General features: G+C 60.1%; 22 protein-coding genes. 15 read left to right on the top strand and 7 right to left on the bottom strand.

The genetic code is table 11. The features are described from left to right. From trpD to COA55_RS16940, 4 genes are all read right to left on the bottom strand, one after another. The coding region (trpD, locus tag COA55_RS06575) for an anthranilate phosphoribosyltransferase (protein WP_290501087.1) at positions 1-1,001 on the bottom strand (1,001 nt) is incomplete at its 3' end. A 2-nt stretch (positions 1,002-1,003) separates the two neighbouring features. Further along, on the bottom strand, positions 1,004-1,594 hold the full coding sequence (locus COA55_RS06580) for an aminodeoxychorismate/anthranilate synthase component II (RefSeq protein WP_055099690.1): 591 nt from the start codon (positions 1,592-1,594) through the stop codon (positions 1,004-1,006). Continuing rightward, entirely contained in the window at positions 1,594-3,084 is a 1,491-nt protein-coding gene (gene trpE / locus COA55_RS06585; protein ID WP_026949651.1) for an anthranilate synthase component I, read from the bottom strand. Before trpE ends, COA55_RS06580 begins: the two co-directional genes overlap by 1 nt. Before the next feature lie 247 nt (positions 3,085-3,331). After that, positions 3,332-3,442 (bottom strand): helix-turn-helix domain-containing protein, encoded by a 111-nt coding sequence (locus tag COA55_RS16940; RefSeq protein ID WP_363969813.1) that lies wholly within the window; start codon positions 3,440-3,442, stop codon positions 3,332-3,334. 357 nt (positions 3,443-3,799) lie between these two features. On the opposite strand from COA55_RS16940, the gene thiC reads away from it, so the two are divergent. From thiC to COA55_RS06630, 8 genes are all read left to right on the top strand, one after another. After that, entirely contained in the window at positions 3,800-5,674 is a 1,875-nt protein-coding gene (thiC, locus tag COA55_RS06595) for a phosphomethylpyrimidine synthase ThiC (protein ID WP_288368260.1), read from the top strand. After that, positions 5,667-6,302 (top strand): NUDIX domain-containing protein, encoded by a 636-nt coding sequence (locus tag COA55_RS06600; RefSeq protein ID WP_290501088.1) that lies wholly within the window; start codon positions 5,667-5,669, stop codon positions 6,300-6,302. Before thiC ends, COA55_RS06600 begins: the two co-directional genes overlap by 8 nt. Then, on the top strand, positions 6,299-6,757 hold the full coding sequence (locus COA55_RS06605) for a DUF1249 domain-containing protein (protein ID WP_290499686.1): 459 nt from the start codon (positions 6,299-6,301) through the stop codon (positions 6,755-6,757). The genes COA55_RS06600 and COA55_RS06605 overlap by 4 nt, the downstream gene beginning before the upstream one ends. A gap of 237 nt (positions 6,758-6,994) precedes the next feature. After that, the gene (cpdA, locus tag COA55_RS06610) at positions 6,995-7,801 is read left to right on the top strand and encodes a 3',5'-cyclic-AMP phosphodiesterase (protein WP_290501089.1); all 807 of its coding nucleotides are present in this window, start codon (positions 6,995-6,997) and stop codon (positions 7,799-7,801) included. A gap of 98 nt (positions 7,802-7,899) precedes the next feature. Further along, positions 7,900-8,490: a YqiA/YcfP family alpha/beta fold hydrolase gene (locus tag COA55_RS06615; RefSeq protein WP_290501090.1), complete on the top strand. Its 591-nt coding sequence runs from the start codon at positions 7,900-7,902 to the stop codon at positions 8,488-8,490. Between the two features lie 81 nt (positions 8,491-8,571). Next, on the top strand, positions 8,572-10,458 hold the full coding sequence (gene parE / locus COA55_RS06620; protein WP_290501091.1) for a DNA topoisomerase IV subunit B: 1,887 nt from the start codon (positions 8,572-8,574) through the stop codon (positions 10,456-10,458). A 150-nt stretch (positions 10,459-10,608) separates the two neighbouring features. Further along, positions 10,609-12,846, top strand: a complete 2,238-nt coding sequence (gene parC / locus COA55_RS06625; protein WP_063519680.1) for a DNA topoisomerase IV subunit A — start codon at positions 10,609-10,611, stop codon at positions 12,844-12,846. A 152-nt stretch (positions 12,847-12,998) separates the two neighbouring features. Continuing rightward, positions 12,999-13,889, top strand: coding sequence for an acyltransferase (locus tag COA55_RS06630; protein ID WP_290501092.1), 891 nt, complete (start codon positions 12,999-13,001; stop codon positions 13,887-13,889). Positions 13,890-14,014: 125 nt separating this feature from the next. Here the strand turns inward: COA55_RS06630 and COA55_RS06635 are convergent, their stop codons facing one another. Continuing rightward, positions 14,015-14,755, bottom strand: a complete 741-nt coding sequence (locus COA55_RS06635; protein ID WP_290501093.1) for a TIGR04219 family outer membrane beta-barrel protein — start codon at positions 14,753-14,755, stop codon at positions 14,015-14,017. A 148-nt stretch (positions 14,756-14,903) separates the two neighbouring features. Between COA55_RS06635 and COA55_RS06640 the strand changes: the two genes are divergently transcribed. From COA55_RS06640 to COA55_RS06650, 3 genes are all read left to right on the top strand, one after another. Beyond that, positions 14,904-15,428, top strand: a complete 525-nt coding sequence (locus COA55_RS06640; RefSeq protein WP_063518608.1) for a DUF4262 domain-containing protein — start codon at positions 14,904-14,906, stop codon at positions 15,426-15,428. Between the two features lie 54 nt (positions 15,429-15,482). After that, the gene (locus COA55_RS06645) at positions 15,483-16,022 is read left to right on the top strand and encodes a DUF2058 domain-containing protein (protein ID WP_063519683.1); all 540 of its coding nucleotides are present in this window, start codon (positions 15,483-15,485) and stop codon (positions 16,020-16,022) included. 159 nt (positions 16,023-16,181) lie between these two features. Next, positions 16,182-17,027, top strand: coding sequence for a S1-like domain-containing RNA-binding protein (locus COA55_RS06650; RefSeq protein WP_290501094.1), 846 nt, complete (start codon positions 16,182-16,184; stop codon positions 17,025-17,027). A gap of 85 nt (positions 17,028-17,112) precedes the next feature. Here COA55_RS06650 and COA55_RS06655 read toward each other — a convergent pair whose 3' ends face one another. Beyond that, positions 17,113-19,305 carry a TonB-dependent siderophore receptor gene (locus COA55_RS06655; RefSeq protein ID WP_290501095.1) on the bottom strand — a complete coding sequence of 731 codons (2,193 nt, stop codon included), beginning with the start codon at positions 19,303-19,305 and terminating at the stop codon, positions 17,113-17,115. Positions 19,306-19,476: 171 nt separating this feature from the next. Between COA55_RS06655 and COA55_RS06660 the strand changes: the two genes are divergently transcribed. After that, positions 19,477-20,091 carry a trimeric intracellular cation channel family protein gene (locus COA55_RS06660; protein ID WP_290501143.1) on the top strand — a complete coding sequence of 205 codons (615 nt, stop codon included), beginning with the start codon at positions 19,477-19,479 and terminating at the stop codon, positions 20,089-20,091. A gap of 20 nt (positions 20,092-20,111) precedes the next feature. On the opposite strand, the gene COA55_RS06665 is transcribed toward COA55_RS06660, so the two are convergent. Then, positions 20,112-20,387 carry a DUF2218 domain-containing protein gene (locus COA55_RS06665; protein ID WP_290501096.1) on the bottom strand — a complete coding sequence of 92 codons (276 nt, stop codon included), beginning with the start codon at positions 20,385-20,387 and terminating at the stop codon, positions 20,112-20,114. A 90-nt stretch (positions 20,388-20,477) separates the two neighbouring features. Between COA55_RS06665 and COA55_RS06670 the strand changes: the two genes are divergently transcribed. From COA55_RS06670 to COA55_RS06680, 3 genes are all read left to right on the top strand, one after another. After that, complete coding sequence (locus COA55_RS06670; RefSeq protein ID WP_290501097.1) at positions 20,478-20,909, top strand: MarR family transcriptional regulator; 432 nt, start codon at positions 20,478-20,480, stop codon at positions 20,907-20,909. A 112-nt stretch (positions 20,910-21,021) separates the two neighbouring features. Further along, positions 21,022-21,594 (top strand): DUF2780 domain-containing protein, encoded by a 573-nt coding sequence (locus COA55_RS06675; RefSeq protein ID WP_290501098.1) that lies wholly within the window; start codon positions 21,022-21,024, stop codon positions 21,592-21,594. Positions 21,595-21,661: 67 nt separating this feature from the next. After that, positions 21,662-22,705, top strand: a complete 1,044-nt coding sequence (locus COA55_RS06680) for a metal-dependent hydrolase (protein WP_290501099.1) — start codon at positions 21,662-21,664, stop codon at positions 22,703-22,705. Positions 22,706-22,766: the final 61 nt, after the last annotated feature.

A 22,766-nucleotide genomic window follows, 5' to 3' on the forward strand; every position in this document is an offset into this window, starting at 1 on the left:
CGCATGCGCTCGGCGGCTTCACCGTTATGAATCAAATCATCCGCCATCCGCACACCTTCCGCCAGTGTGCGGGTCACCCCGGACACATGGATCGCCGCGCCGGCGTTCAGGGCCACCATGTCCGCGGCCTTGGCCGACACCGGCCCGGTGCGCTTGCCGAACGCATCCCGGATCAGCGCCAGCGACGCCTCGGGATCGGTCACGTCCAGCCCCACCAGGGAATCTGACTCGATGCCCACGTCTTCCGGTGTGATCTGGAACTCCCGTACTTCACCATCCCGGAATTCCGCCACATGCGTGCGCCCCGCCAGAGTGATCTCGTCCAGGCCATCATGGCCATGCACCACCATCACGTGCTCCGCGCCCAGGCGTCCCATGACTTCGGCCATGGGCCGGCAAAGCCGGTCGGAGAAGACGCCGACCACCAGCCTCTGGACGGAGGCGGGATTGGTCATCGGGCCGAGAATATTGAACAGTGTGCGCATGCCCAGCTCCTTGCGCGGGCCGATGGCGTATTTCATGGCGCTGTGATGGCCGGGAGCGAACATGAACCCCACTCCCACCGCGTCCACGCACTGGGCCACCTGCTCCGGGGTCAGGTCAAGATCGATACCGGCGGCCTCCAGCAAGTCCGCGGAGCCGCTTTTGGAACTGACCGAGCGGCCACCGTGCTTGGCCACCCGGCAGCCGGCGGCGGCGGCGACGAAGGCGCTGGCGGAGGATACATTGAACAGATTGGCACCATCACCGCCGGTACCGACGATATCCACCAGATGGCGGCGGTTCTCGATGGTCACCGGTTTCACCAGCTCGCGCATCACCATGGCGGCACCGGTGATCTCGTCCAGGGATTCGCTCTTCATCCGCAACCCCACCAGGAAACCGCCGATCTGAGCGTCGGTGGCACCGCCGGTCATGATCTGGCGCATTACTTCCCGCATTTCCTCGGTGGACAGATCGATATGCTCCACCACCCGCGCCAGCGCGTCCTGAATGTTCATTGTTATTGCCCCCCGTGCTCGAGAAAGTTCTTCAACATGGCGTGGCCATGCTCGGTCAGAATCGACTCTGGATGGAACTGCACCCCTTCCAGGGGCAGCTCTTTATGGCGCATGCCCATGATCTCTTCCATTTCGCCCTGCTCATTCTCGGTCCAGGCGGTGATTTCAAAACATTCGGGCAGTGTCTCCCGGGCCACCACCAGGGAATGATAGCGAGTGGCGGTGAACGGGCTCGGCAGGCCGGCGAACACCCCCTGGCCGGTATGGTGCACCGACGAGGTCTTGCCGTGCATCACTTGCCCGGCACGCACCACCTCTCCACCGAACGCCTGCCCCAGGGACTGATGTCCCAGACAGACGCCGAGAATCGGCAGCTTGCCGGCGAAATGGCGAATCGCCTCCACGGAAATACCGGCCTCGTTGGGCGAGCAGGGCCCCGGCGAGATCATCAGCCGGTCGGCGCCCACCGCCTCCATGCCGGCCAGATCAATCTTGTCATTACGATGCACCAGCACCTCGGCCCCCAGTTCCTGCAGGTACTGGACCAGGTTATAGGTGAAGCTGTCATAGTTATCGATCATCAAGACCCGCATCAGCGTTCCCCCTCGTCCAGATTAAGCCCGCCCAGGGCCATGTTCACCGCGCGGAATACGGCACGGGCCTTGTTCATGGTCTCTTTCCATTCCAGATCGGGCTGGGAATCCGCCACCACGCCGCCGCCGGCCTGCACGTAAAGCCGGCCGTCCTTGACCACCGCGGTGCGGATGGCGATCGCCATGTCCATGTCGCCATCGAAGCCGATATAGCCCACGGCGCCGCCGTAGACACCGCGCTTGGTGGGTTCCAGTTCGTCGATGATTTCCATGGCGCGGATCTTCGGCGCGCCGCTCAGGGTGCCGGCGGGGAAAGTGGCCCGCAGCACGTCCAGCGGCCCCAGTTCCGGGCGCAGTTTGCCTTCCACATTGGAGACGATATGCATCACGTGGGAATAGCGCTCCACCGCCATTTTCTCGGTCAGCTTCACCTCCCCTGGCTTGGCCACCCGGCCGACATCGTTGCGGCCCAGATCGATCAGCATCAGGTGTTCGGCCAGTTCCTTCGGATCCGCCAGCAGTTCCTCTTCCAATTCCCGGTCCCGCTCCGGAGTTTCCCCCCGTTTGCGGGTACCCGCGATGGGCCGCACGGTGACGGTATCGCCCTCGACCCGGGTGAGAATCTCCGGCGAGGAGCCGGCGATGTGAAAATCTTCCAGGTCCAGATAGAACATGTACGGGGAAGGGTTGAGATAGCGCAAAGCGCGATAAAGATCCATGGCCGGTGCCGGGAATTCACAGCTCATGCGCTGCGCTGGCACCACCTGCATCACATCTCCCGCCAGGATGTATTCACGAATCGTTTCCACCGCCTGGCCATGCCGGTCGCGGGGAAACTCAGAGACGAAATCCTCTTCTCCCACCGGTTCGCCATAGCGATGGTGGCCGGGCTCGGACAACGGCGCCCGCAGCTTCGCCTCCAGCTCGTCCAGACGGCGCAGCGCCCGGCCTTCGGCGTGGCTGTCCGCCGGGTCCACCTGCACGATCAGGAACAGGCTGCCGCGCAGGTTATCGAACACCACCACTTCCTCGGAGCGCATCAGCAGGATATCCGGTACGCCGAGCACATCCTCCCCCGGCGCCGGCCCCAGACGCGGCTCGAAGTAGCGCACGCTGTCGTAGCCGAAGTAGCCCACCAGACCACCGTTGAAACGGGGCAGACCGGGGATCTCCGGGGTGTTGTATTCCTGCCGGTAGGCCTCGATCCAGGCGATCGGATCCGGCACGTCCAACTGGCGCTCGCCGTCGGCATCGGTAATCAGAATGCGCTGGCCGTGGATGCGGATCACCTCCGCCGCTGGCAGGCCGATCATGGAATAGCGCCCCCAGCGCTCCCCGCCCTGCACGGATTCGAACAGGTAGCTGTAGGGCCCGGCGGCCAGTTTGCGATAGGCGGACAGCGGCGTGTCCAGATCCGCCAGCACTTCGCGTACCACCGGTACGCGGGTGTAACCCTGGCGGGCATACTCATCCAGATTTCGTGGTGACATGGTGGTCCCCGATCTTGATACAGACGACAGATTGTAGACGGAAATAAAACGCGAGGGGTGCCGCTATCGGCAGTAGAAGCGGCAAGCGAAGAGCGTCACCATCGCCAGGCGGCGACGGAACGGGGCAGGAACTTGATTTGGAGGTCGGTGCGGCTCACCGGCTTTCCTTCGGCTTTTTGTATTGAGACCGGATTCTAGGACGTGCTGGGCCGGGGCGCAACACGCCCTGGCGAATAGCGTGCCCGCCCTACTTCACCTGCTGTTTGCCCAGCTTGCGGGCCAGGGTGCGGCGATGCATGCCGAGCCGGCGCGCGGTTTCTGTAGGTTTGGTTGATTTCCGAATGGCGGTGGCTGGCATCGATGGTCGGCAGCAGCGCGGCCCGCCCCTGTACCAGCGTTTCCTGATCCGCTTCCCAGGTCTGGCGGGCGGCGCGCCAGGTGCCGTCGTAGCTCCAGGCTGCGTTGGCGACTTCAGTAAGGTCAGCGGCCTGAACGGCACTGGCCAGTGAGGTAAGAAGAAGAACTAGGGGCGTTGCCGGGCTACGCTTCATTCTGGTGCACTCTTTTTGTGTGTCTGGTTAATCATTATGGTACTGGCAAGTACAGAAAATTAACACCGCCTGTTTGGGCCAGTTCCGCGGTTGTTCGGCTGTTGGGCGCTGGCGTATAGTGTCCGCCATTCCTGAATTTCTCTTATTTGCTTCTGGAGGCCGACGTGCCAGACGATCAGCGCCCCATCGCCAACGCCATTGACGAATCCTGCCAGCCTATCGCGGGTTCACGAAAGATCTATGTCACGGGATCGCGCCCGGACATTCGTGTCCCCATGCGAGAAATCCAACAGCATCCGACCCCATTGGCGGACGGAAAGTTCGAGGATAACCCACCGCTGTCGGTTTATGATACCTCTGGTCCCTATACCGACCCGGATACTCAAATCGACATCCGTAAAGGGCTGAATCCTATTCGGGCTGCCTGGATTGATGAGCGGGATGATACCGAGCAGCTGGCCGGGTTGACCAGCGAGTATGGCCGCAAGCGGGCCAACGACGTGGCCAAGGCCGGCCTGCGTTTTGAGCACACGCGCATTCCTCGCCGCGCCCGCGCCGGCAAGAATGTCAGCCAGATGCACTACGCGCGCCAGGGCATCATCACTCCCGAGATGGAATATATCGCCATCCGCGAAAATCAGCGGCTGCGTGAGCATCGCGAAGCGGGCCTGCCGGTGAACCAGCATCCGGGGCAGAGCTTCGGCGCGGCGATTCCGGCGGAAATTACCCCGGAGTTCGTCCGTGATGAAGTGGCTCGGGGCCGGGCGGTGATCCCCGTCAACATCAACCACCCGGAAATCGAGCCGATGATCATCGGCCGCAACTTCCTCACCAAGATCAACGCCAACATCGGCAACTCGGCGGTGACCTCTTCCATTGAGGAAGAAGTCTCCAAGATGACCTGGGCCACCCGCTGGGGCGGTGACACGGTGATGGACCTGTCCACCGGTGACAATATTCACGAAACCCGCGAGTGGATTCTGCGTAACTCGCCGGTGCCCATCGGCACCGTGCCCATCTACCAGGCGCTGGAAAAGGTCAACGGCGTGGCCGAAGACCTGACCTGGGAAATCTTCCGCGACACCCTGATCGAGCAGGCCGAGCAGGGGGTGAGTTACTTCACCATCCACGCCGGCGTGCTGCTGCGCTATGTGCCGATGACCGCCAACCGGGTTACCGGCATTGTGTCCCGCGGTGGTTCGATCATGGCCAAGTGGTGCCTGGCGCACCATGAGGAAAGCTTCCTCTATACCCATTTCGAAGAGATCTGCGAGATCATGAAGGCCTACGACGTGACCTTCAGTCTCGGCGATGGCCTGCGCCCCGGTTCCCTGGCCGATGCCAACGATGAAGCCCAGTTCAGTGAGCTGCGCACCCTGGGCGAGTTGACCAAGATCGCCTGGAAGCATGACGTGCAGGTGATGATCGAAGGCCCCGGCCATGTGCCCATGCACATGATCAAGGCCAACATGGATGAGCAGCTGGAGCACTGTGGGGAAGCGCCGTTCTACACCCTGGGCCCGCTGACCATCGATATCTCCCCCGGCTACGATCACATTTCCAGCGCCATCGGTGCGGCCATGATCGGCTGGTATGGCACCGCCATGCTTTGCTATGTGACGCCCAAGGAGCACCTGGGGCTGCCCAATCGCGAAGACGTGAAGGAAGGCATCATCGCCTACAAGATTGCTGCCCACGCGGCGGATCTGGCGAAGGGCCATCCCGGCGCGCAGCTGCGTGATAATGCCCTGTCCAAGGCACGTTTCGAATTCCGCTGGGAAGATCAGTTCAATCTGGGGCTGGACCCGGACCGGGCCCGTGAATACCACGACGAGACCCTGCCCAAGCAGGCCCACAAGGTGGCGCATTTCTGTTCCATGTGCGGGCCCAAGTTCTGCTCCATGAAGATCAGCCAGGAAGTGCGCGAGATCTACGGTGACGGCACCGCCCAGGTGGCCCAGGCCGAGGCGGGCATGGAAGAAAAATCCCGGGAGTTCCGTGAGCAGGGCTCCGCGCTTTATCATGAGGCCCATGAGTAATCATTCACTGACACCGCCATTTGGCCCGCAGGACGTGGAAGTGCTGGAACGGGAGACCCCGTTCCAGGGCTTCTTCCGGGTGGATACCCTGACCCTGCGTCACAAGCACTATAACGGTGGCTGGGGCGAGCCCGTCCGCCGGGAGCTGTTTGTACGGCCACCGGCGGCCGCCGTACTGCCCTATGATCCGGTGCGGGGCGAGATTCTGCTGGTGGAGCAGTTTCGGGTCGGCGCGCTGGAATGGCGGGATACGCCCTGGTGCCTGGAATTGATTGCCGGCATCGCCGACAAGGACGGAGAAAGTGCCGTCGACCTGATTCGCCGTGAGGCGGTGGAAGAGGCCGGGCTGACCCTGGGCACCATGGAGCCGATCGCGGCCTACATGCCCAGCCCCGGTGGCACCAATGAGCGCCTGCAGGTGTTCGTGGGCCATGCCGATCTGGCCGGCGCCGGCGGCATTTTCGGCTGTCCGGACGAGGGCGAAGACATTCGTGCGGTCACCGTAAGTGCCGATGACATTCCTGCGCTGCTGGAAAGCGGTCAGGTGGATAACGCCGCGTCGCTGATTGCCCTGCAGTGGTTGCTGTTGAACCGCGCCCGCCTGGATGCGGCCTGGGGCGGGCAGTGAGCCGCCGCGAGCGTTACCGGCTGGATTTTCGTGCGCTGATGACCCAGTGCGAGGAAAACTATGCGCGCCTGTTGCCCTTAATGAAGGCGTTGGGTGAGCGAGACAGCATGGCGGTGGACGTGGGACATGACCAGCATCCCCATACCCTGCAGATGCGTGTGCTGGAGCGTTCTCCCTACACCACCACGGTGCGTCTGGAAGATCAGGAATTGCTGGAAGCCTTGCCAGCGTCTCGGCTCACCGTGCGCATGTACCACGATGCGCGGCTGGCGGAAGTCACCGAAGCGCGTCCTTTCCGGCGGGTTAACGCCCGCTACGCCTACCCTAACCGCAACATGCATCAGCGCGACGAGAAGGTGCAGTGGAACCGGTTTCTGGCAGAGTGGCTGCGCCACCTCCATGACCACGGCCGCGACAGTGGCCAGGCCTGGCGCCAACAGGTCACTGGCAGTTGAGCAGATGGCGCTGTGAGTGCGTGGGTGCCTGCCACTCCCCGGATACAGAAGCAACCCGCTCTGCGGTTTCTTCGTAGAGAAATGGTAACCAATTCCAGCTCTTGGATCTGTTTCCTAGAAAAGTGCCATCATCTTGGTTATAAGTGACGTTGAGGGCGGCCTTGCGGTACTGGGGAGTACAAGGAAGGGCCGTCAACGAGATATGGGACCATAATAACGGTTACGGGAGCGGGGATCTTGACGCAGCAGTTGCAGCCCCTTCGAGTCGTGCAGTTGTCAGACTGTCATTTGTTTGCCGATCCACAAGGCAAGCTGCTGGGTTTGAATACCCAGTTCAGTCTGGACAAGGTGCTGGAGCTGATTCGCAAGGAACAACCCAATCCGGATTTGATTCTGGCCACCGGGGACCTGTCCCAGGATGCCTCCTACGAATCCTACGAGCGCCTGGATCGCGCTCTGTCCGGTTTCGATGTGCCGATTTACTGGCTTGAAGGCAATCACGACAAGCCTGCGCCCATGTTGCAGGCGCTGGCAGCCCACCGCGAAAAAATGAGTCCGTGCGTGCTGAATGTGGGCAACTGGACCATTGTCATGCTGGACTCCACCATTCCCGGCGAAGTGCCCGGCGAGCTATTCGACGAAGACCTGAAATTTCTCGACACCGCCCTGCGGGATGCCATCGGTGAGCACCTGATGGTATGTCTGCACCATCACCCGGTCCCGATGGAATGCACCTGGCTGGATACCCAGGTGGTAGGTAGCGCAGACAAGTTTTTTGAGGTCATCGACCGCCATGAGCGCATGCGAGCCATTATCTGGGGGCATGTGCACCAGGAGTATGACGCGCACCGTAACGGGGTACGGATGATGGCGGTGCCCAGCACCTGCGTGCAGTTCAAGCCCAAGAGCGAAGACTTTGCGGTTGACGATGCCAATCCCGGTTACCGTTGGCTGGATTTGCACCCGGATGGCCAGATCGACACGGGGGTGAGCCGGGTGGAAGGCATCACCTTCGAGGTGGATTTCACGGTCAAGGGCTACTGAATCAGTTGATAGTTGAAAGTTGATAGTGGACAGTTTGCGGAGTCGTTGATGTTGTTTCGCTGTCAACGTTCAACTGTCTACTCTCAACGGGTTTTACCATGGCTGTCCCCGAAACGTCTCTTCTCTATATCCACGGCTTCAATAGCTCCCCGGCTTCCCACAAGGCGGGGTTGTTGCGCTCGGTGTTCGAGCAGGCCGGTTGCCCGGAGCGGCTGATCGTGCCGGCGCTGCCGCCATCACCAAGGCTGGCCATGGCGGAGCTGGATGCGGCCATTGCCGGCGCCGGGCCGGTGGCGCTGCTGGGCTCGTCGCTGGGCGGTTTTTATGCCACCTGGCTGGCGGAACACCACGATCTGAAGGCCGCAATCGTAAATCCTGCGGTCAGACCGTGGCGACTACTGGACAAATACACAGGTATCCAGCATAACTACCATACCGGCGAGGCCTACCAGTTCGATCCGGTCTGGCTGGAGCAGTTACGGCACTACGAAGTGGCAGAGATCACCCAGCCGGAAAGCCTGCTGTTGCTGACCCAAACCGGTGACGAAACCCTTAACTGGGAAGACGGCTGGGACTATTACGGTGACTGTCACCGCTATTGTGGCTTGGGTGGCAGCCACGGCTTTGATAACTTTGACGCCTTCATACCGCTGATGCTGCGGTTTTGTGGGATTGAAATACACGCCTGATGCCCGAGGCCAGATGCCGGCCGTGTGATACATCATGCGCCCGGCATCTGGCGTCCTGCGTCTGGTGCTTCTGGAAAATCTATGGCCAATAACTATACGTCCGAAAATATTGAAGTGTTGTCGGGCCTGGACCCGGTGCGTAAGCGCCCGGGCATGTACACCGATACCTCCCGCCCCAACCATCTTGCCCAGGAAGTCATCGATAACTCGGTGGATGAAGCACTGGCCGGCCATGCCAAGTCGATCAAGGTCACCCTGCTCAAGGATGGCGGCGTGGAAGTGGAAGACGATGGCCGCGGCATGCCCGTGGACATGCATCCGGTACAGAAAAAACCGGGTGTGGAAGTGATCCTGTCTACCCTGCACTCCGGGGGCAAGTTCTCCAATAACAACTACCAGTTTAGCGGCGGCCTGCACGGCGTTGGCGTGTCCGTGGTGAACGCGCTGTCCACCAAACTGGAGATTCTGGTCAAGCGCGATGGTCAGCTGCACCGCATGGAATTCGGTGATGGCGAAAAGCGCAGCGATCTGGAAGTGATCGATACGGTTGGCAAGCGCAACACCGGCACCACCTTGCGCTTCTGGCCCGACGCCAAGTATTTCGATTCGCCGAAAATGTCGGTGACTCGCCTCAAGCACCTGTTGCGGGCCAAGGCGGTACTTTGCCCGGGCCTGCTGGTGACGCTGGATAACCAGCTCACCGGCGAGAGCGACGCCTGGCAATTCGATGATGGCCTGATCGAATACCTGCTGGAATCCAGCCGCGGCTGGGAGCGCGTACCGCAGGAGCCGTTCAACGGTTCCATGAGTGCGGAAACCGAGGCGGTGGACTGGGCGGTGACCTGGCTCCCGGAAGGCGGCGAGCTGATTCAGGAAGCCTATGTGAACCTGATCCCCACGGCCCAGGGCGGCACCCATGTGAATGGCCTGCGTTCCGGCTTGTTGGATGCCATGCGCGAGTTCTGTGAGTTTCGTAATCTTCTGCCCCGTGGGGTCAAGCTGACCCCGGAAGATATCTGGGACCGGGCAGCCTTCGTGCTCAGCGTGAAAATGCAGGATCCACAATTTGCCGGGCAAACCAAGGAACGGTTGAGTTCCCGCCAGACCGCAGCTTTTGTGTCTGGTGTAGTGAAGGATGCGTTCTCCCTGTGGCTGAACCAGCACACCGATGAAGCCGAAAAACTGGCGGACCTGTGCATCAATAACGCCCAGAAGCGTTTGCGCGCAGCCAAGAAAGTCACCCGGAAAAAAGTCACCAGCGGCCCGGCCTTGCCCGGCAAGCTGGCGGACTGCACCAGCGATGATCCGTCCCAGAGTGAAATTTTTCTGGTGGAAGGGGATTCGGCGGGTGGCAGCGCCAAGCAGGCCCGCGATCGGGTGTATCAGGCGATCATGCCCCTGCGCGGCAAGATCATGAATACCTGGGAAGTGGATTCCAGCGAGGTGCTGGGTAGCCAGGAAATTCACGATATCGCCGTGGCCCTGGGCATCGAGCCCGGCAGCGATGATCTTGGCGGCCTGCGTTATGGCAAGGTCTGCATTCTTGCCGATGCGGACTCAGATGGTCTGCATATCGCCACGTTAATCTGTGCCTTGTTTCTGCGCCACTTCCCTGCACTGGTCAAAAGCGGCCATGTGTTCGTGGCCATGCCGCCGCTGTATCGCATCGATGTGGGCAAGGAAGTGTATTACGCCCTGGACAAGGAAGAGCGCGATGGCGTGCTGGACCGCATCAAGGCGGAGAAAAAACGCGGCAAGGTGAACGTGACCCGCTTCAAGGGGTTGGGTGAGATGAATCCGCTGCAATTGCGCGAAACCACCATGGCCCGCGACACCCGCCGCCTGGTGCGTCTGGATGTTTCCACCGATGACGGCACTCACCAGCTGATGGATATGCTGCTCAGCAAAAAGCGCGCATCCGACCGCAAGGGCTGGCTGGAAGAAAAAGGGAATCTGGCGGAAGTATAAGGGTGCCGGACGCCGGATGCCGGAAGCCCGACGAAAACTAACAAGACAAGACGACGCCTGAAAAGTCTCAGCCACACGCTTGCCGTTTGTTCGGCAATAAGCATTCGGCTTCAGGCATCAGGCGTCCAGCATACGAGCTAGCGAGTACCTATGGCTGACGAATTTGAAAGTTTTCCGTTAAAGGAATACACCGAAAAAGCGTACCTGGATTATTCCATGTACGTGATTCTGGATCGGGCGTTACCCAATATTGGTGACGGGCTGAAGCCAGTGCAGCGGCGTATCGTGTACGCCATGAGCGAGCTGGGCCTGAAGGCCTCATCCAAGTACAAGAAGTCCGCCCGTACGGTGGGTGATGTGCTGGGTAAGTATCACCCCCATGGTGACTCCGCCTGCTACGAAGCCATGGTGTTGATGGCGCAGCCGTTCAGTTACCGCTATCCGTTGGTGGATGGCCAGGGCAACTGGGGTAGCGCGGACGATCCGAAATCGTTTGCCGCCATGCGTTATACGGAATCCAAGTTGGCGCCGTATGCGGAAGTGCTGTTGTCCGAGCTGGGGCAGGGAACGGTGGAATGGTTGCCGAATTTCGATGGCACCATGGAGGAGCCCAAGCTGCTGCCGGCCCGGCTGCCCAATGTGTTGCTCAATGGCACCACTGGCATCGCCGTGGGCATGAGCACGGATATTCCGCCGCATAACCTGCGTGAAGTGGCCAATGCCTGCATTCATCTGCTGAAAGATCCCGGTGCCTCGCTGGATGATTTGATGCAGTACATCAAGGGCCCGGACTTCCCCACCGAAGCGGAAGTGATCACCCCGATCAACGACATCATTCGCATGTATGCCGAGGGCAAAGGCTCTCTGAAGCAGCGTGCGGTATACGAACGTGAAGATGGCGATATTGTAGTGACCGCGCTGCCGTATCAGGTATCCGGGGCCAAGGTGCTGGAACAAATCGCCGATCAGATGAACAAGAAAAAGCTGCCCATGGTCAGCGATCTGCGCGATGAATCCGACCATGAAAACCCGACCCGCCTGGTGATTACCCCGCGCTCCAACCGGGTGGATGTGGAACAGTTGATGAGTCACCTGTTCGCCAGCACCGACCTGGAAAAGAACTACCGGGTTAACCTGAACATGATCGGCATTGATGGCCGGCCCCAGGTGAAAAGCCTGGACATGATTCTGAACGAGTGGTTGCAGTTCCGCATGGTCACGGTACGCCGTCGTCTGCAATTCCGTCTCGACAAGGTGCTGGAACGCCTGCACATCCTGGAAGGCCTGTTGGCGGCGTTCCTGAATATTGATGAAGTGATTCATATCATCCGTACTGAAGATGCCCCCAAGCCGGTATTGATGGAACGGTTTGGCATCAGCGACCGTCAGGCGGAAGCGATTCTGGAATTGAAGTTGCGCCATCTGGCGAAACTGGAAGAAATGAAGATTCGCGGTGAGCAGGATGAGCTCAACGAAGAACGCGAATACCTGGAAACCACCCTGGGTTCCATGGCGAAAATGAAGAAGCTGGTAGCCAAAGAGCTGAAGGAAGACGCCGAGAAATACGGTGATGATCGCCGCTCGCCGCTGGTGGAGCGCGACGACGCCAAGGCCCTGGATGAGACCGACCTGCTCAGCGCCGACCCGGTGACCGTGGTGCTGTCGGAAAAAGGCTGGGTGCGTGCCGCCAAGGGCCACGAAGTGGACGTGGAAGGGCTCAGTTACAAGGCCGGCGACAAGTACAGGGCCAGCGCCAAAGGCAAATCCAACCAGCCAGTCTGCTTTATCGACAGCACCGGGCGGACCTATTCGTTGCCGGCGCATACGCTACCCAGTGCCCGGGGGCAGGGTGAGCCCCTGTCTGGCCGGGTGAATCCGCCTTCCGGCGCCAGCTTTATGGCGGCGGTGATGGGCAAGGACAAGGATGCCTACCTGATGAGCACCGATGCCGGTTACGGTTTCGTGGTGCGCTATGCGGACTTGCTGGCGAACAAGAAAGCGGGCAAGACGGTGCTTAATGTTCCCAAGGGCGCGCGGGTGCTGCCGCCACAACCGATAGCCTCCACGGCGGATGATCGCATTGCGCTGGTTTCCAATGAAGGCCGGCTGTTGGTGTTCCCGGTCAGCGAGTTACCGGAAATGGTTCGCGGCAAGGGCAACAAGATGATGTCGATTCCGGGTGCGCGTGTGGCCGAGCGGGTGGAATTCGTGCAGGACGTTCAGGTGGTTGGCCCGGACGATGCCCTGACTCTCTACGCGGGCAAGCGTCATCTGACCCTGAAAGCCGGCGATCTTGAGCACTATTATGGCGAGCGGGGCCGTCGTGGGGCGAAGCTGCCGCGTGGGTTCCAGAATGTGGATGCCATGTCTGTGGAACGCAAGGGCTGATCGTGCGGACATAGAACGGGAAAGGCCGGTAATGCAAAGGTGCTGCCGGCCTTTTTTCTGTGTGTACACAAAGCAGGCTCGCAGTAAAAAGGTTCGCCGGGGCGGTGGTGCGGCGAGTGGATAGGGATTGGAGCTAACGAGGTTTGCGCGGAATGCTGACGGGTATCATTGCCATTGTGCTGTTGTTGCTAAACACCTTGATTCTGATTGGTCCGATGCTGCTGGTGGCGCTGCTCAAACTGGTGCTGCCCGGTGCCAAAGCAAAACGCGCCTGTTCGGCCATGGTCATGGGGATTGCGGAGAGCTGGGCGGAGATCTGCAAGGGGATTTTTGCGCTGCTGACACCCACCCACTGGGATATTCGTGGGGTGGAATCCCTGCGCAAGGACACCTCCTATCTGGTGGTCAGTAACCATCAGTCCTGGGTGGATATCCCGGCGCTGGTGCAGACGTTTAATCGCAAGACACCGTACTTCAAGTTCTTTCTTAAAAAGGAACTGATCTGGGTGCCGTTTCTCGGGCTGGCTTTCTGGGCGCTGGATTACCCGTTCATGAAGCGTTACAGCAAGGCGTTTCTGAAAAAGAATCCGCACCTGAAAGGCCAGGATCTGGAAATCACCCGGCGAGCCTGCGAGAAATTTCAGGGTATCCCTGTCACGGTGGTGAATTTCCTGGAAGGGACCCGCTTTACCCCGGCCAAGCACGCTGCGCAGCAATCCCCTTACCGGCATTTGCTCAAGCCCAAGGCGGGTGGTGTGGCATTTGTACTGGCCGCGCTGGGGGATAATCTGGATGCGTTGCTGGATGTGACTGTGGTCTACCCGGACGGGAAGACCCCGGGGTTCTGGGATCTGCTCAGCGGCAAGGTGCAGAAAGTGATTGTTGACGTGCGCACCTGCCCGTTGGAGCCCCGCCTGTGGCGCAGCGATTATCAGGACGATCCGGTGTTCCGTGAAGAAATTCAGCAGTGGGTGAGCGAGTTATGGCAGCAGAAAGATACTCGGATTGAAGTGCTTCGTGGCGGGTGCCAGGATCGTCCGTAACGGTAGGCGGTGGCATCTGTAGGCATTTGCCGGTCGGCTTTACCCGCGGGCACAGAGAGGCCGAAGGCCGTAAGCCGACAGTCCACCTTTCTGCTGGCGCCATCACCCCTGATACCCTGAGTGTTTTAGAAACCCAGAGAGATGGCGACATAGGGGCCGCCCACGTCCAGGTCGGTATCCAGATTGTTCACGTCATCGAGCACGATATTCATCTGGCTATACCCCAGTTCCAGCCCGAGCAGGTAGTCCGAGCGCCAGCCCACACGGGCGTTATAGTCGTTCATCTTGTTGCCGTCGTAGGCAATGGCGTTGAGTTCCGCCCCCACATAGACGCCGGGAACCGGAAGCTGTGCCCGGGCGCCTGCGTGCAGCATGGGCAAGGTTTCATCAATGCTCAGTGAGGTTTTCCCCGCCAGACTGTTCAGCCGGAGTTCTCCGTCCAGGCGGCGCAAAGTAAGGCCAAGATCCACTTTCACGGCATTGTTGAGAGGGCTGTAATAGAGAGTGCCGTCCAGCATCTCCAGGTCAAAGTCCGTGGCCACGCGAGTGTTGGCAACAAAATTTTGCCCATTGAATGTGAAGCTTCGGCTGATGAAATTGCTGGCGCTGTCAGACAGGTCGATATAACGCAGGCGCACATTGGGAACCAGCGGTACGGCGTGTTCCACCCCCAGGTAAAGCACGTTCTGGTCGGCCTTGTTGAAGCCCAGGTCATCCTGCACGTCGATGTTGGCGCCGCCGGAGGCCACGTTGCCTTCCAGTTCGGTATCCCAGGTATAGCCACCGCCATAGATCGCCACGCCGGGGGCTGCGTGGGCGAGGGGCGTGGCCAGTAGTGCGGTTACCAGCAAGCCGGCACGTTTCATGGGCTGTTCCTCATTGTTCTGGATTCGCCCCAGTATTGCAGCTGTGAGGGGTGGCACCAAGTGAAGGCGGAGTCTGTTATGATTGCGATCACACCGCGTTAACCGCTTGCCAGTGCCCCAGGGCGCTGCCTGAACCGATGATGACCCTATGTTTCTTGATGAAATGCCCGGCAAATTTCGTTATCCACAGCCGGAAGATGCCGAAGACAAAGCACTGCTGGCGGATATTCAGCGCAAGGGCTGGCATCACTTTGCCGTCTCCGGTGGCGATGGCCAGCCGGGCTACACCTTCAGCGTGGGGCATTTCCTCAACCTGAACCACCCGGAACTGATAGTGGTGGGTCTGAAAGATGCGCTGGCCAGCAAACTGTTGGACAGCGCTGCCGTGCGCATTCGTGGTCTGAAGAAGCCCTACCAGCCCTACCGTCTGTATAACGACATTGCCGACGGCCTGGAAGTGATGTTTCTGCCGGTGGCGTTTCCGCACTACAAGGAATATCTGGGCTTTGCCAACTGGTTCTACCAGAGCCTGCCGGCGCCGTACCCGGCGCTGCAGATGGTCTGGCCGGATCCCAAAGGCGTGTTTCCCTGGCAGCCCGGTTACGACACCCGTTTTCACCGTGCCCAGCCGTTGCTGGGCAAGGCACCGGCGTCACCGCTGGCCCAGCCTTAATGGTTTTTGACGGCCCTGCCAGGGCGATCTGTTCATGGAGAAAGAGAGAACATCATGGCGAATTCACTGCAGAAGCAATTGATGAAGGCGGGGCTGGCGGACGAGAAAAAAGCCCGCAAGGCCAAGCAGCAGAAGCGCGAGGATGTGAACAAGGCCAAGCGCGGTGAAATCGAGCTGGAAGATCCGGCGGATCGTGCCCGTCGCTTGCGTGAAGAAAAGGCCGAGGCGGATCGTCAGCGTGAAGCCCAGCGCAAGGCGGAGCGGGAAAAGAAAGAGATTGCCGCGCAGATCAAGCAGATGATTGAGCAAAGCCGGCTGGATCGTAACAACGGCGAGGTGGCGTTCCAGTTCGTGCAGAACAAGAAGATCAAGAAAGCCTATGTCACCGGCAAACAGCAGAAGCAGCTGGAACGCGGCCAGGTCGCCATTGTCGCTCTGGGTGAGAGCTTCGAGCTGGTGCCCACGGTGGTGGCGGAGAAAATTCGCCAACGGGATGAAGCGGCTGTGCTGTTGCTCAATGAACGCGGCAATGAAGCCGTGGATGAGGACGATCCCTACAAGGACTTCCCAATTCCTGACGACCTTATGTGGTAAGTGCTGCTACGAAGCTGCTGTAGGAGTTCCCTTCCAGGGGACGAACCTCGCACAGCGAGGCCATCGCCCGCAGGGCGATCAGGAAAACCAGAACGTAGCCGCTTGCGCAAAACGCTCATGTGAAGCGTGGTGCACTCTTCAACCAAACAGGCCAAACCCATGACCGTATCCCCCAAACTCGGCACTCGCCATTCCCTGGAAATTCTCAAGGTCATTCGCAATGGTTTGCTGCTGGATGGTGGCGACCTGGGTGAGGTGCTATTGCCGTCCCGGGAAGTGGAAGGCCAGACGCTGGGCCCCGGTGACAGTGTCATGGTTACGCTTTACAGCGATGGTGAAGGTCGGCCCATGGCCAGCCTGCGTACCCCGCGTGTGCAGCTTGGTCAGGTGGCTTCATTGAAGGTAGTGTCCACCAGCAAGGTGGGGGCGTTTGTGGATTGGGGCATGCCCAAGGACTTGCTGCTGCCGTTTGCCGAGCAGAAAGGGCCGGTGCGCGAAGAGAGCTGGGTGTTGGTGATGCTGACCACGGACCGGGAAGGGCGGCTGATGGTCAGTGCCCAGCTGGACCGTTTTCTGTCCGATACCTGTCAGGCGTATCAGCAGGGGGATGAGGTGTCGCTGGTGGCAGCGCACAGCACTGACCTGGGCTACAAGGTAGTGGTGGATGATCATGCCTGGGGCATGATTGCGGCCAGTGAACTGCGTGCGCCATTGCGCCTTGGGCAACGGGTGACCGGCTATGTGCAGCGCTTGCGTCAGGATCAGAAACTCAGCCTGTCCCTGAATGCGCCGGGGGCGGCGAAGAGTGATGGGCTCACGGAGCAGGTTCTGGCGGCGCTGGAAAAGGCCGGTGGCGAACTGCCTTTGGGTGACAAGAGTTCGCCGGAAGCCATTTTCCAGACTTTCCGCTGCAGCAAAAATGCGTTCAAGCAGGCCATTGGCGGCCTCTACAAGGCACGCCGGATTGTGATCGAGAAAGAGCGCATTTTTCTGTCTGACGTTTGATCTTTGCAGGCTCCGTGATTCCGTAGGTCGGCTTGGGCGCAGCCGTAAGCTGACACCCGCCTTCGCCAGGATTGCTAAACCGCAATCAGAACCGGTAGTCCATTTTCAAACTATACTTGCGGGCATCCCCGTAGTATCCCCCGTTATAGAACCCCAGGTTGTTGAAGTATTTCTCGTCCGTCAGGTTGCTCACGTTGGCGCCCACCGACAGGGCGGGAGTCACCTGGTAGCGAGCCATCAGGTCCACCAGGGTGTAGCTTTCCTGAACAAACTTGTAGTCGGCGCTGGCCCCGGGGCGCGTCACGAATGCATAGGTCTTGTTCTGCCAGGATATCGCCGTGCCGATGGTCAGGCCGTTCAGGTCACCGCGAAAGCGGTACTGGGTGGACAGGCGGATCATGTCTTCCGGCGAAGTGGTGTTCAGCTCGTCGCCATCCGGGTCTTCGGTAATGCGGTAGGTGTAACCTGCCTGTACCTGCCAGTCAGGCAGGATCTCGCCGGCGGCTTCCAGCTCGAAACCGTTGGTTTCGGCACCATCCACAGCTCGGTAGGCCACGGAGTTGGCTGGCCCGCCGGGAATAGGCTGACCGGTGGATTCAGCGAAGTTATCCTGATTGGTGCGGAAGACGGCGAGGGTGGTGTTCAGTCGGCCTTGGTTAAATTCGCTCTTTAATCCCGCCTCGTAGCTGTTGCCTTCTTCCGGGTCGAGAATCTGGTTGTTGATGTCGCGCACGGTCTGCGGTTGAAAGATGCTGGTGTAGCTGGCGTACACGGAGTGGTGGTCGGTCAGGTCATAGACCAGTCCCAGGTAGGGCACGACTTCGCCGTTCTCCTGATAGGATTCGTCGTTCAGCGGTCCTTGCCAGTTAAATCCTGTGGTTTCCTGCTCCCAGTCCACTACCTGGCCGCCGGCAATAACCGCAAGTCGGTCGGTGGGTTTGAAACGGGCGGTGGCATACAGGCTGGTCTGGCGGGAGCTTTGGTCTTCCACCGTGTTGGGCTTATCCCAGGCGGGCTTGGGAATATTGCCGTTCCAGTTGAGCAGGTCAGGCACCACGTTATTGAAGTTAACCGGTGACTGGGCGGTGTAATCCCGCTCTGCGTCGGAGTGGCTGACGCCGACCACCAGTTCGTGCTGGCGGCCGAAGAGGGCGAAGGGGCCGTTGGCATAGAGGTCGAAGGTATCCTGGGTCTTGTCCTCCACGAAGCGGCCGGCCCATAGCGTCATGCCGCTGCCATCGCGGTTCAGCTGGCCACTACCGGCGGAGGATAGCTCGGCGTCATAGTTGTTCTGCTGGTTGGTGTAGGCAAACTTGCTGTACCAGCCGTTCTCGAACTGATGCTCCAGGTTCACAAAGACGGTTTGTGAATCCTGGGCCCAGCTGCTCCAGTCGGTGGCCGGGTTCAGGTCCCGGTCCAGATCGGCGATGCCGCCGTCGCTGTAGAACAACGGGATGCCGCCCCAGGTAGACCCCATGGGATCATAGTCCATGTAGTCCATGCCCACGGTGAGCAGGGTGTTGTCGAACAGGTCCGCTTCAATCACGCCGTAGAACACCTGCTTTTCGTTTTCGTAGTGATCCAGAAAAGACTCGCCCTGTTCGTAGGCGCTGACAAAGCGACCGCGCACCCGGCCATTCCTGGACAGTGACCCGCTGGCATCGAACTCGCCGCGGTAACCGTCCCAGCTGTTCAGCTCCGCACCCACCTGGCCGGTGAAGTCGCGGGTAGGTTTCTTGCGCACCAGGTTTACCGTGGCGGACGGGTTGCCGATGCCATTGAGCAGGCCGCTGGCCCCGCGCAAGACTTCAATGCGGTCGTAGATGAAGGTATCGGACAGGGCCGCTTGTTTACCCAGGGTGTCGATGCGGGTAGACGGCATACCGTCGTAAAGAAAGTTGGTGATTTCAAAACCCCGGGCGAACAGTTGCTGGCGCTCGGTATCCTGGGATTTAACGGTGACACCAGGCGTGCGTTGCATCACTTCCGCCACGCTGTCGAGGTTGAAGTCGTCCATCTGCTGACGGGTAATCACGGAAACAGACTGCGGCGTTTCGCGGGGCGATAGCACCATGCGGGTTGCGGTGTTGGTGGCAGTGGTACCGTATCGCTCCGAGCCTTCGGTGGTCATACTGGCATCGTGTTCGTCCACGCTGCTGGCGGTGACATCGATATTGCCCAGCGTATGCGCATCGCTGCTGCTGGCGGTTTCGGAATAGGCCGTGCCGGACACCAGTAGCAAGCTGGTCGCCAGAACGGAAAAACGCAAATCAGACATGGTTTCCCCCGGAAATAATGAAATGCAGTGGCGGTGCACGCAGGTTGGCGGGCACCGGAGCATGTGATGGCTGGGGGATACCTGGCGAAAATCACAGGCGGTGGATGATAATGGTTTTCATTTGTAATTCAAGATGGCGACAAGAAATGCTGTGAGGCAAGGGCGATGACGATGCTTTTAGCGCTGTATCTGATAGGTATTACGGCGGAAGCCATGACCGGCGCATTGGCGGCGGGGCGGCTGCGTATGGACTTGTTCGGGGTGGTGATGGTGGCCTGTGTGACCGCCATGGGGGGCGGTTCCATCCGCGATGTGCTGCTCGGGCATTATCCGCTGACCTGGGTGGCACACCCGGAATACCTGGGGCTGACAGCGGCGGCAGCGCTGGTCACTACCTGGGTGGCTCCCTTGATGCAGCGTCTGCGCATGCTGTTTCTGGTGCTGGATGCGCTGGGGCTGATTGTCTTTACGGTGATCGGGGTGAAGGTGGCCCAGGGCATGGAGCTGGGTGCACCGGTGGCGGTCTTGTCCGGGTTGATTACCGGCATCTTTGGCGGGGTGATTCGTGATCTGCTGTGTAATCGCATGCCGCTGGTATTTCAGAAAGAACTGTACGCGGTGATTTCACTGGGGGCGGCCTGCCTGTACCTGTTGCTGCAATTCACCCCGTTGGGGGAAATGATCATCACCCTGGTGACACTGGCCAGTGGTTTCCTGATGCGCATGCTGGCGATTCGCTATGAATGGCACCTGCCCCGTTTTCAGTACAACGTCCCCGAACAGTAGACCCGGGTTGTGGTGTCGCTTCAGTGCCAGCGCAGGTCAACCGGTTCGCGGGTGGTGAAGCGGGCCAGGTGACTGTCGATAATTTCACGAAGGCGTTCCAGCTCATCGCTACTGGCCTGGCAGTGCAGGTGTAGTGCCTGGTCATCTGCACTCAACTCGCAGGTGCCGAAAGGAAAACGAATGGTGCCCTTGTGGTCGTCGAATTCGGTTTCCACCTTGTGGCTGAAATGTCGGCAGAGCTTCTTTAGATAGAGGGAGGCATGGCCGGTGGCCGCCAATCCATGGGCGTGTTTCATGGTGGTAACTCCTGTGCTTTAAGTTGATAATATCAACTATATTGCTATTTTGTTGACAGTGTCAACTAAAATGACAGTCGCGAGAACCTTATGCCTGATGATATTTCCGTGCCTCTTGCCCAGGCGTTCACGGCCACGCTTAACCGACTGCGCGGGGCCATGCGTGAACCGCTGTCCGCGCTACCGGTGTCGCTGGGTCCACCGGATATCGGCTTGCTACAGTTTCTGCTGAATACGCCGGGGGCCACCCCCCAGTGCCTGGCGCGCCACCAGGCCCGTGACAAGGCGCAGCTCACTCGCAAGATCAAGACCCTGGAAGCACAGGGGCTGATACGCCGGGAAGCCGACCCGCATGATGGCCGCAAGGTGCGCTTGTTCCTGAGCGAGCAGGGGCAGGCCATGGCGGATGCCGCTGAGCAGGTTCGCCGGGCGGCGTTTGCCGAGCTTCTGCAAGGCTTGAGCCGCAGTGAGCAAGAGCAGTTGCTCGGGTTGTTGCAGAAATGTCAGCAGCCGCTTGAATGACCCCCTGCGCAAAGCGTGCACAAAGTGATGGCCGTCGCCTTTTTGCATGGGTAAGGTTTGCCATACTGTTCCCCTCTGAACAGGGATGATTGACGATAACCAAGGAGCAACTATGAACGCTTTCCGTTTTGGCTTGATGGGCGCCTCTCTGTGCCTGGTCCTGAGTGCGCCGGCCCAGGCGTTTGATCTGAAATCCATGACCGACTCGGCCAACAAGGCGGTGAATGACGCGTCCGACAAGGCCAATGCCAGCGTGAGCCAGGCGAACGACGCGGCCACCAGTGCCATGGACAGCGCCAACAGCAAGCTGGCGGTGACCGGTGAAGCGAAGGCATTGGTGGATTCTTTGTCCACCGACCTGGGGGTGACGCAGCAGCAGGCGGCAGGCGGTGCCGGCGCCTTGCTGGCCATGGCCCAGAACAACCTGTCGGGTGATCAGTTCAGCGGCATCATGAACAAGGTGCCGGGGCTGGATTCCCTGCTGGGTGGCGGCGGTGGCATGGCCTCTTCCGTGCTGGGCAACATCTCGACCCTGCAGGGTGTCTCCAAAGCCTTCAGCGCCCTGGGCCTGAGCCCGGAAATGATCTCCCAGTTTGCGCCGAAAATTCTCGGCTTCCTGGGCGGTGAAGGTGTTGGCGCGACCGCACTGAACAGCCTGAAGGGCCTGTGGGGGGTGGCCGGTTAATGCCGTATTGACGGCCTGTTGGCAGGCGGGATGCGATACTGTCGCTCCGCCTGCCCTAGAGTAATTCATGGATTCATTGTCACAGGCCGTATTGGGTGCCTCCGTCGGGGGCGCTGTTCTCTCCCGCCCCCTGGGTCGCCGGGCTCTGCTCGGTGGCGCCTTGCTGGGCACCTTGCCCGATCTGGATGTACTGATTGATTACGGCGATGCGGTGGCCAATTTCACCGAGCATCGCGGTTTCAGCCATTCCCTGCTGGTGTTGTTGCCGGTGTCGCTGGTGCTGGCCCTGTGCCTGTCCCGCTGGCAGACACAGATTCCGTTGCGACGCTGGTGGTTGTTCACCGGGCTGTGTTTGATCACGCACCCGCTGCTGGATGCGTTTACCACTTATGGCACCCAGTTGTTCTGGCCACTGGGTGACCCGGTGGCCATCAGCAGTGTCTTTATCATTGATCCGCTTTATACCCTGCCCATGTTGGTTGCCGTGATAGTGGCTCTGGCACGACCGCCGGCAATGGCGGCACTGGCCACCGGGCTGACGCTGTCCTCCCTGTATCTATGCTGGAGCCTGGTGGCCCAGCAGTGGATGACACAGCGGGTGATGCCAACGCTGGCGCAACGGGGCTTGAGTGAGGCGCCACGTCTGGTGCAGCCCATGCCGTTTTCCACCCTGCTGTGGCGGGTGACGGTGCTGGGGGAACAGCAGAGACTGGAGATTGTCACCGGTGTGCTGGATAACGGCGATGCGCTGACAGTGGAAACCTTCCCCCGTTCGCCGCAGGACTATGCCGAGGCCATGCAGGTGCCGGCGGGCCGCAAGTTGGCCTGGTTCACCCGGGGGTTTATGGATGTGGACGCCGGGCCTGACCAGTTACTGGCCACGGATATTCGCTTGGGGGTGCCGGGGCTGCATCCCTTCCAGTTTGTGCTGGCGGAACAGGAAGACGGTGTCTGGAAGGCATTGCCCAGCCACAAGCTGCCGCGGCCCATGGCCAACCCGCAGGCCTGGCCGGCGCTGCTGGACCGGACCCTGGCCCGCCAACCGATTCTCTGCCTGACCACCCTGGAAGCCTTGCCGGCGGGTAGCCCCTGTCCATCGGTGATGCCCTAGTGGGCTGCTTGCAAAATCAGGTAACAGTTCGCGTCGCCAAAGCGCCCAGCTCTGCGTTGGA

The organism is Alcanivorax sp., assembly GCF_002733835.1.
Classification (GTDB): domain Bacteria; phylum Pseudomonadota; class Gammaproteobacteria; order Pseudomonadales; family Alcanivoracaceae; genus Alcanivorax.

Coding starts and splice junctions, on each gene's coding strand:
- COA55_RS06600 (WP_290501088.1), top strand. CDS start 5,667: ATGAGTAATCATTCACTGACACCGCCATTTGGCCCGCAGGACGTGGAA.
- COA55_RS06680 (WP_290501099.1), top strand. CDS start 21,662: ATGGATTCATTGTCACAGGCCGTATTGGGTGCCTCCGTCGGGGGCGCT.
- COA55_RS06650 (WP_290501094.1), top strand. CDS start 16,182: ATGACCGTATCCCCCAAACTCGGCACTCGCCATTCCCTGGAAATTCTC.
- COA55_RS06635 (WP_290501093.1), bottom strand. CDS start 14,755: ATGAAACGTGCCGGCTTGCTGGTAACCGCACTACTGGCCACGCCCCTC.
- parE (WP_290501091.1), top strand. CDS start 8,572: ATGGCCAATAACTATACGTCCGAAAATATTGAAGTGTTGTCGGGCCTG.
- COA55_RS06660 (WP_290501143.1), top strand. CDS start 19,477: ATGCTTTTAGCGCTGTATCTGATAGGTATTACGGCGGAAGCCATGACC.
- COA55_RS06630 (WP_290501092.1), top strand. CDS start 12,999: ATGCTGACGGGTATCATTGCCATTGTGCTGTTGTTGCTAAACACCTTG.
- COA55_RS06640 (WP_063518608.1), top strand. CDS start 14,904: ATGTTTCTTGATGAAATGCCCGGCAAATTTCGTTATCCACAGCCGGAA.
- COA55_RS06665 (WP_290501096.1), bottom strand. CDS start 20,387: ATGAAACACGCCCATGGATTGGCGGCCACCGGCCATGCCTCCCTCTAT.
- COA55_RS06655 (WP_290501095.1), bottom strand. CDS start 19,305: ATGTCTGATTTGCGTTTTTCCGTTCTGGCGACCAGCTTGCTACTGGTG.
- trpE (WP_026949651.1), bottom strand. CDS start 3,084: ATGTCACCACGAAATCTGGATGAGTATGCCCGCCAGGGTTACACCCGC.
- COA55_RS06580 (WP_055099690.1), bottom strand. CDS start 1,594: ATGCGGGTCTTGATGATCGATAACTATGACAGCTTCACCTATAACCTG.
- parC (WP_063519680.1), top strand. CDS start 10,609: ATGGCTGACGAATTTGAAAGTTTTCCGTTAAAGGAATACACCGAAAAA.
- COA55_RS06645 (WP_063519683.1), top strand. CDS start 15,483: ATGGCGAATTCACTGCAGAAGCAATTGATGAAGGCGGGGCTGGCGGAC.
- COA55_RS06670 (WP_290501097.1), top strand. CDS start 20,478: ATGCCTGATGATATTTCCGTGCCTCTTGCCCAGGCGTTCACGGCCACG.
- COA55_RS06675 (WP_290501098.1), top strand. CDS start 21,022: ATGAACGCTTTCCGTTTTGGCTTGATGGGCGCCTCTCTGTGCCTGGTC.
- COA55_RS16940 (WP_363969813.1), bottom strand. CDS start 3,442: ATGCCAGCCACCGCCATTCGGAAATCAACCAAACCTACAGAAACCGCG.
- COA55_RS06615 (WP_290501090.1), top strand. CDS start 7,900: ATGGCTGTCCCCGAAACGTCTCTTCTCTATATCCACGGCTTCAATAGC.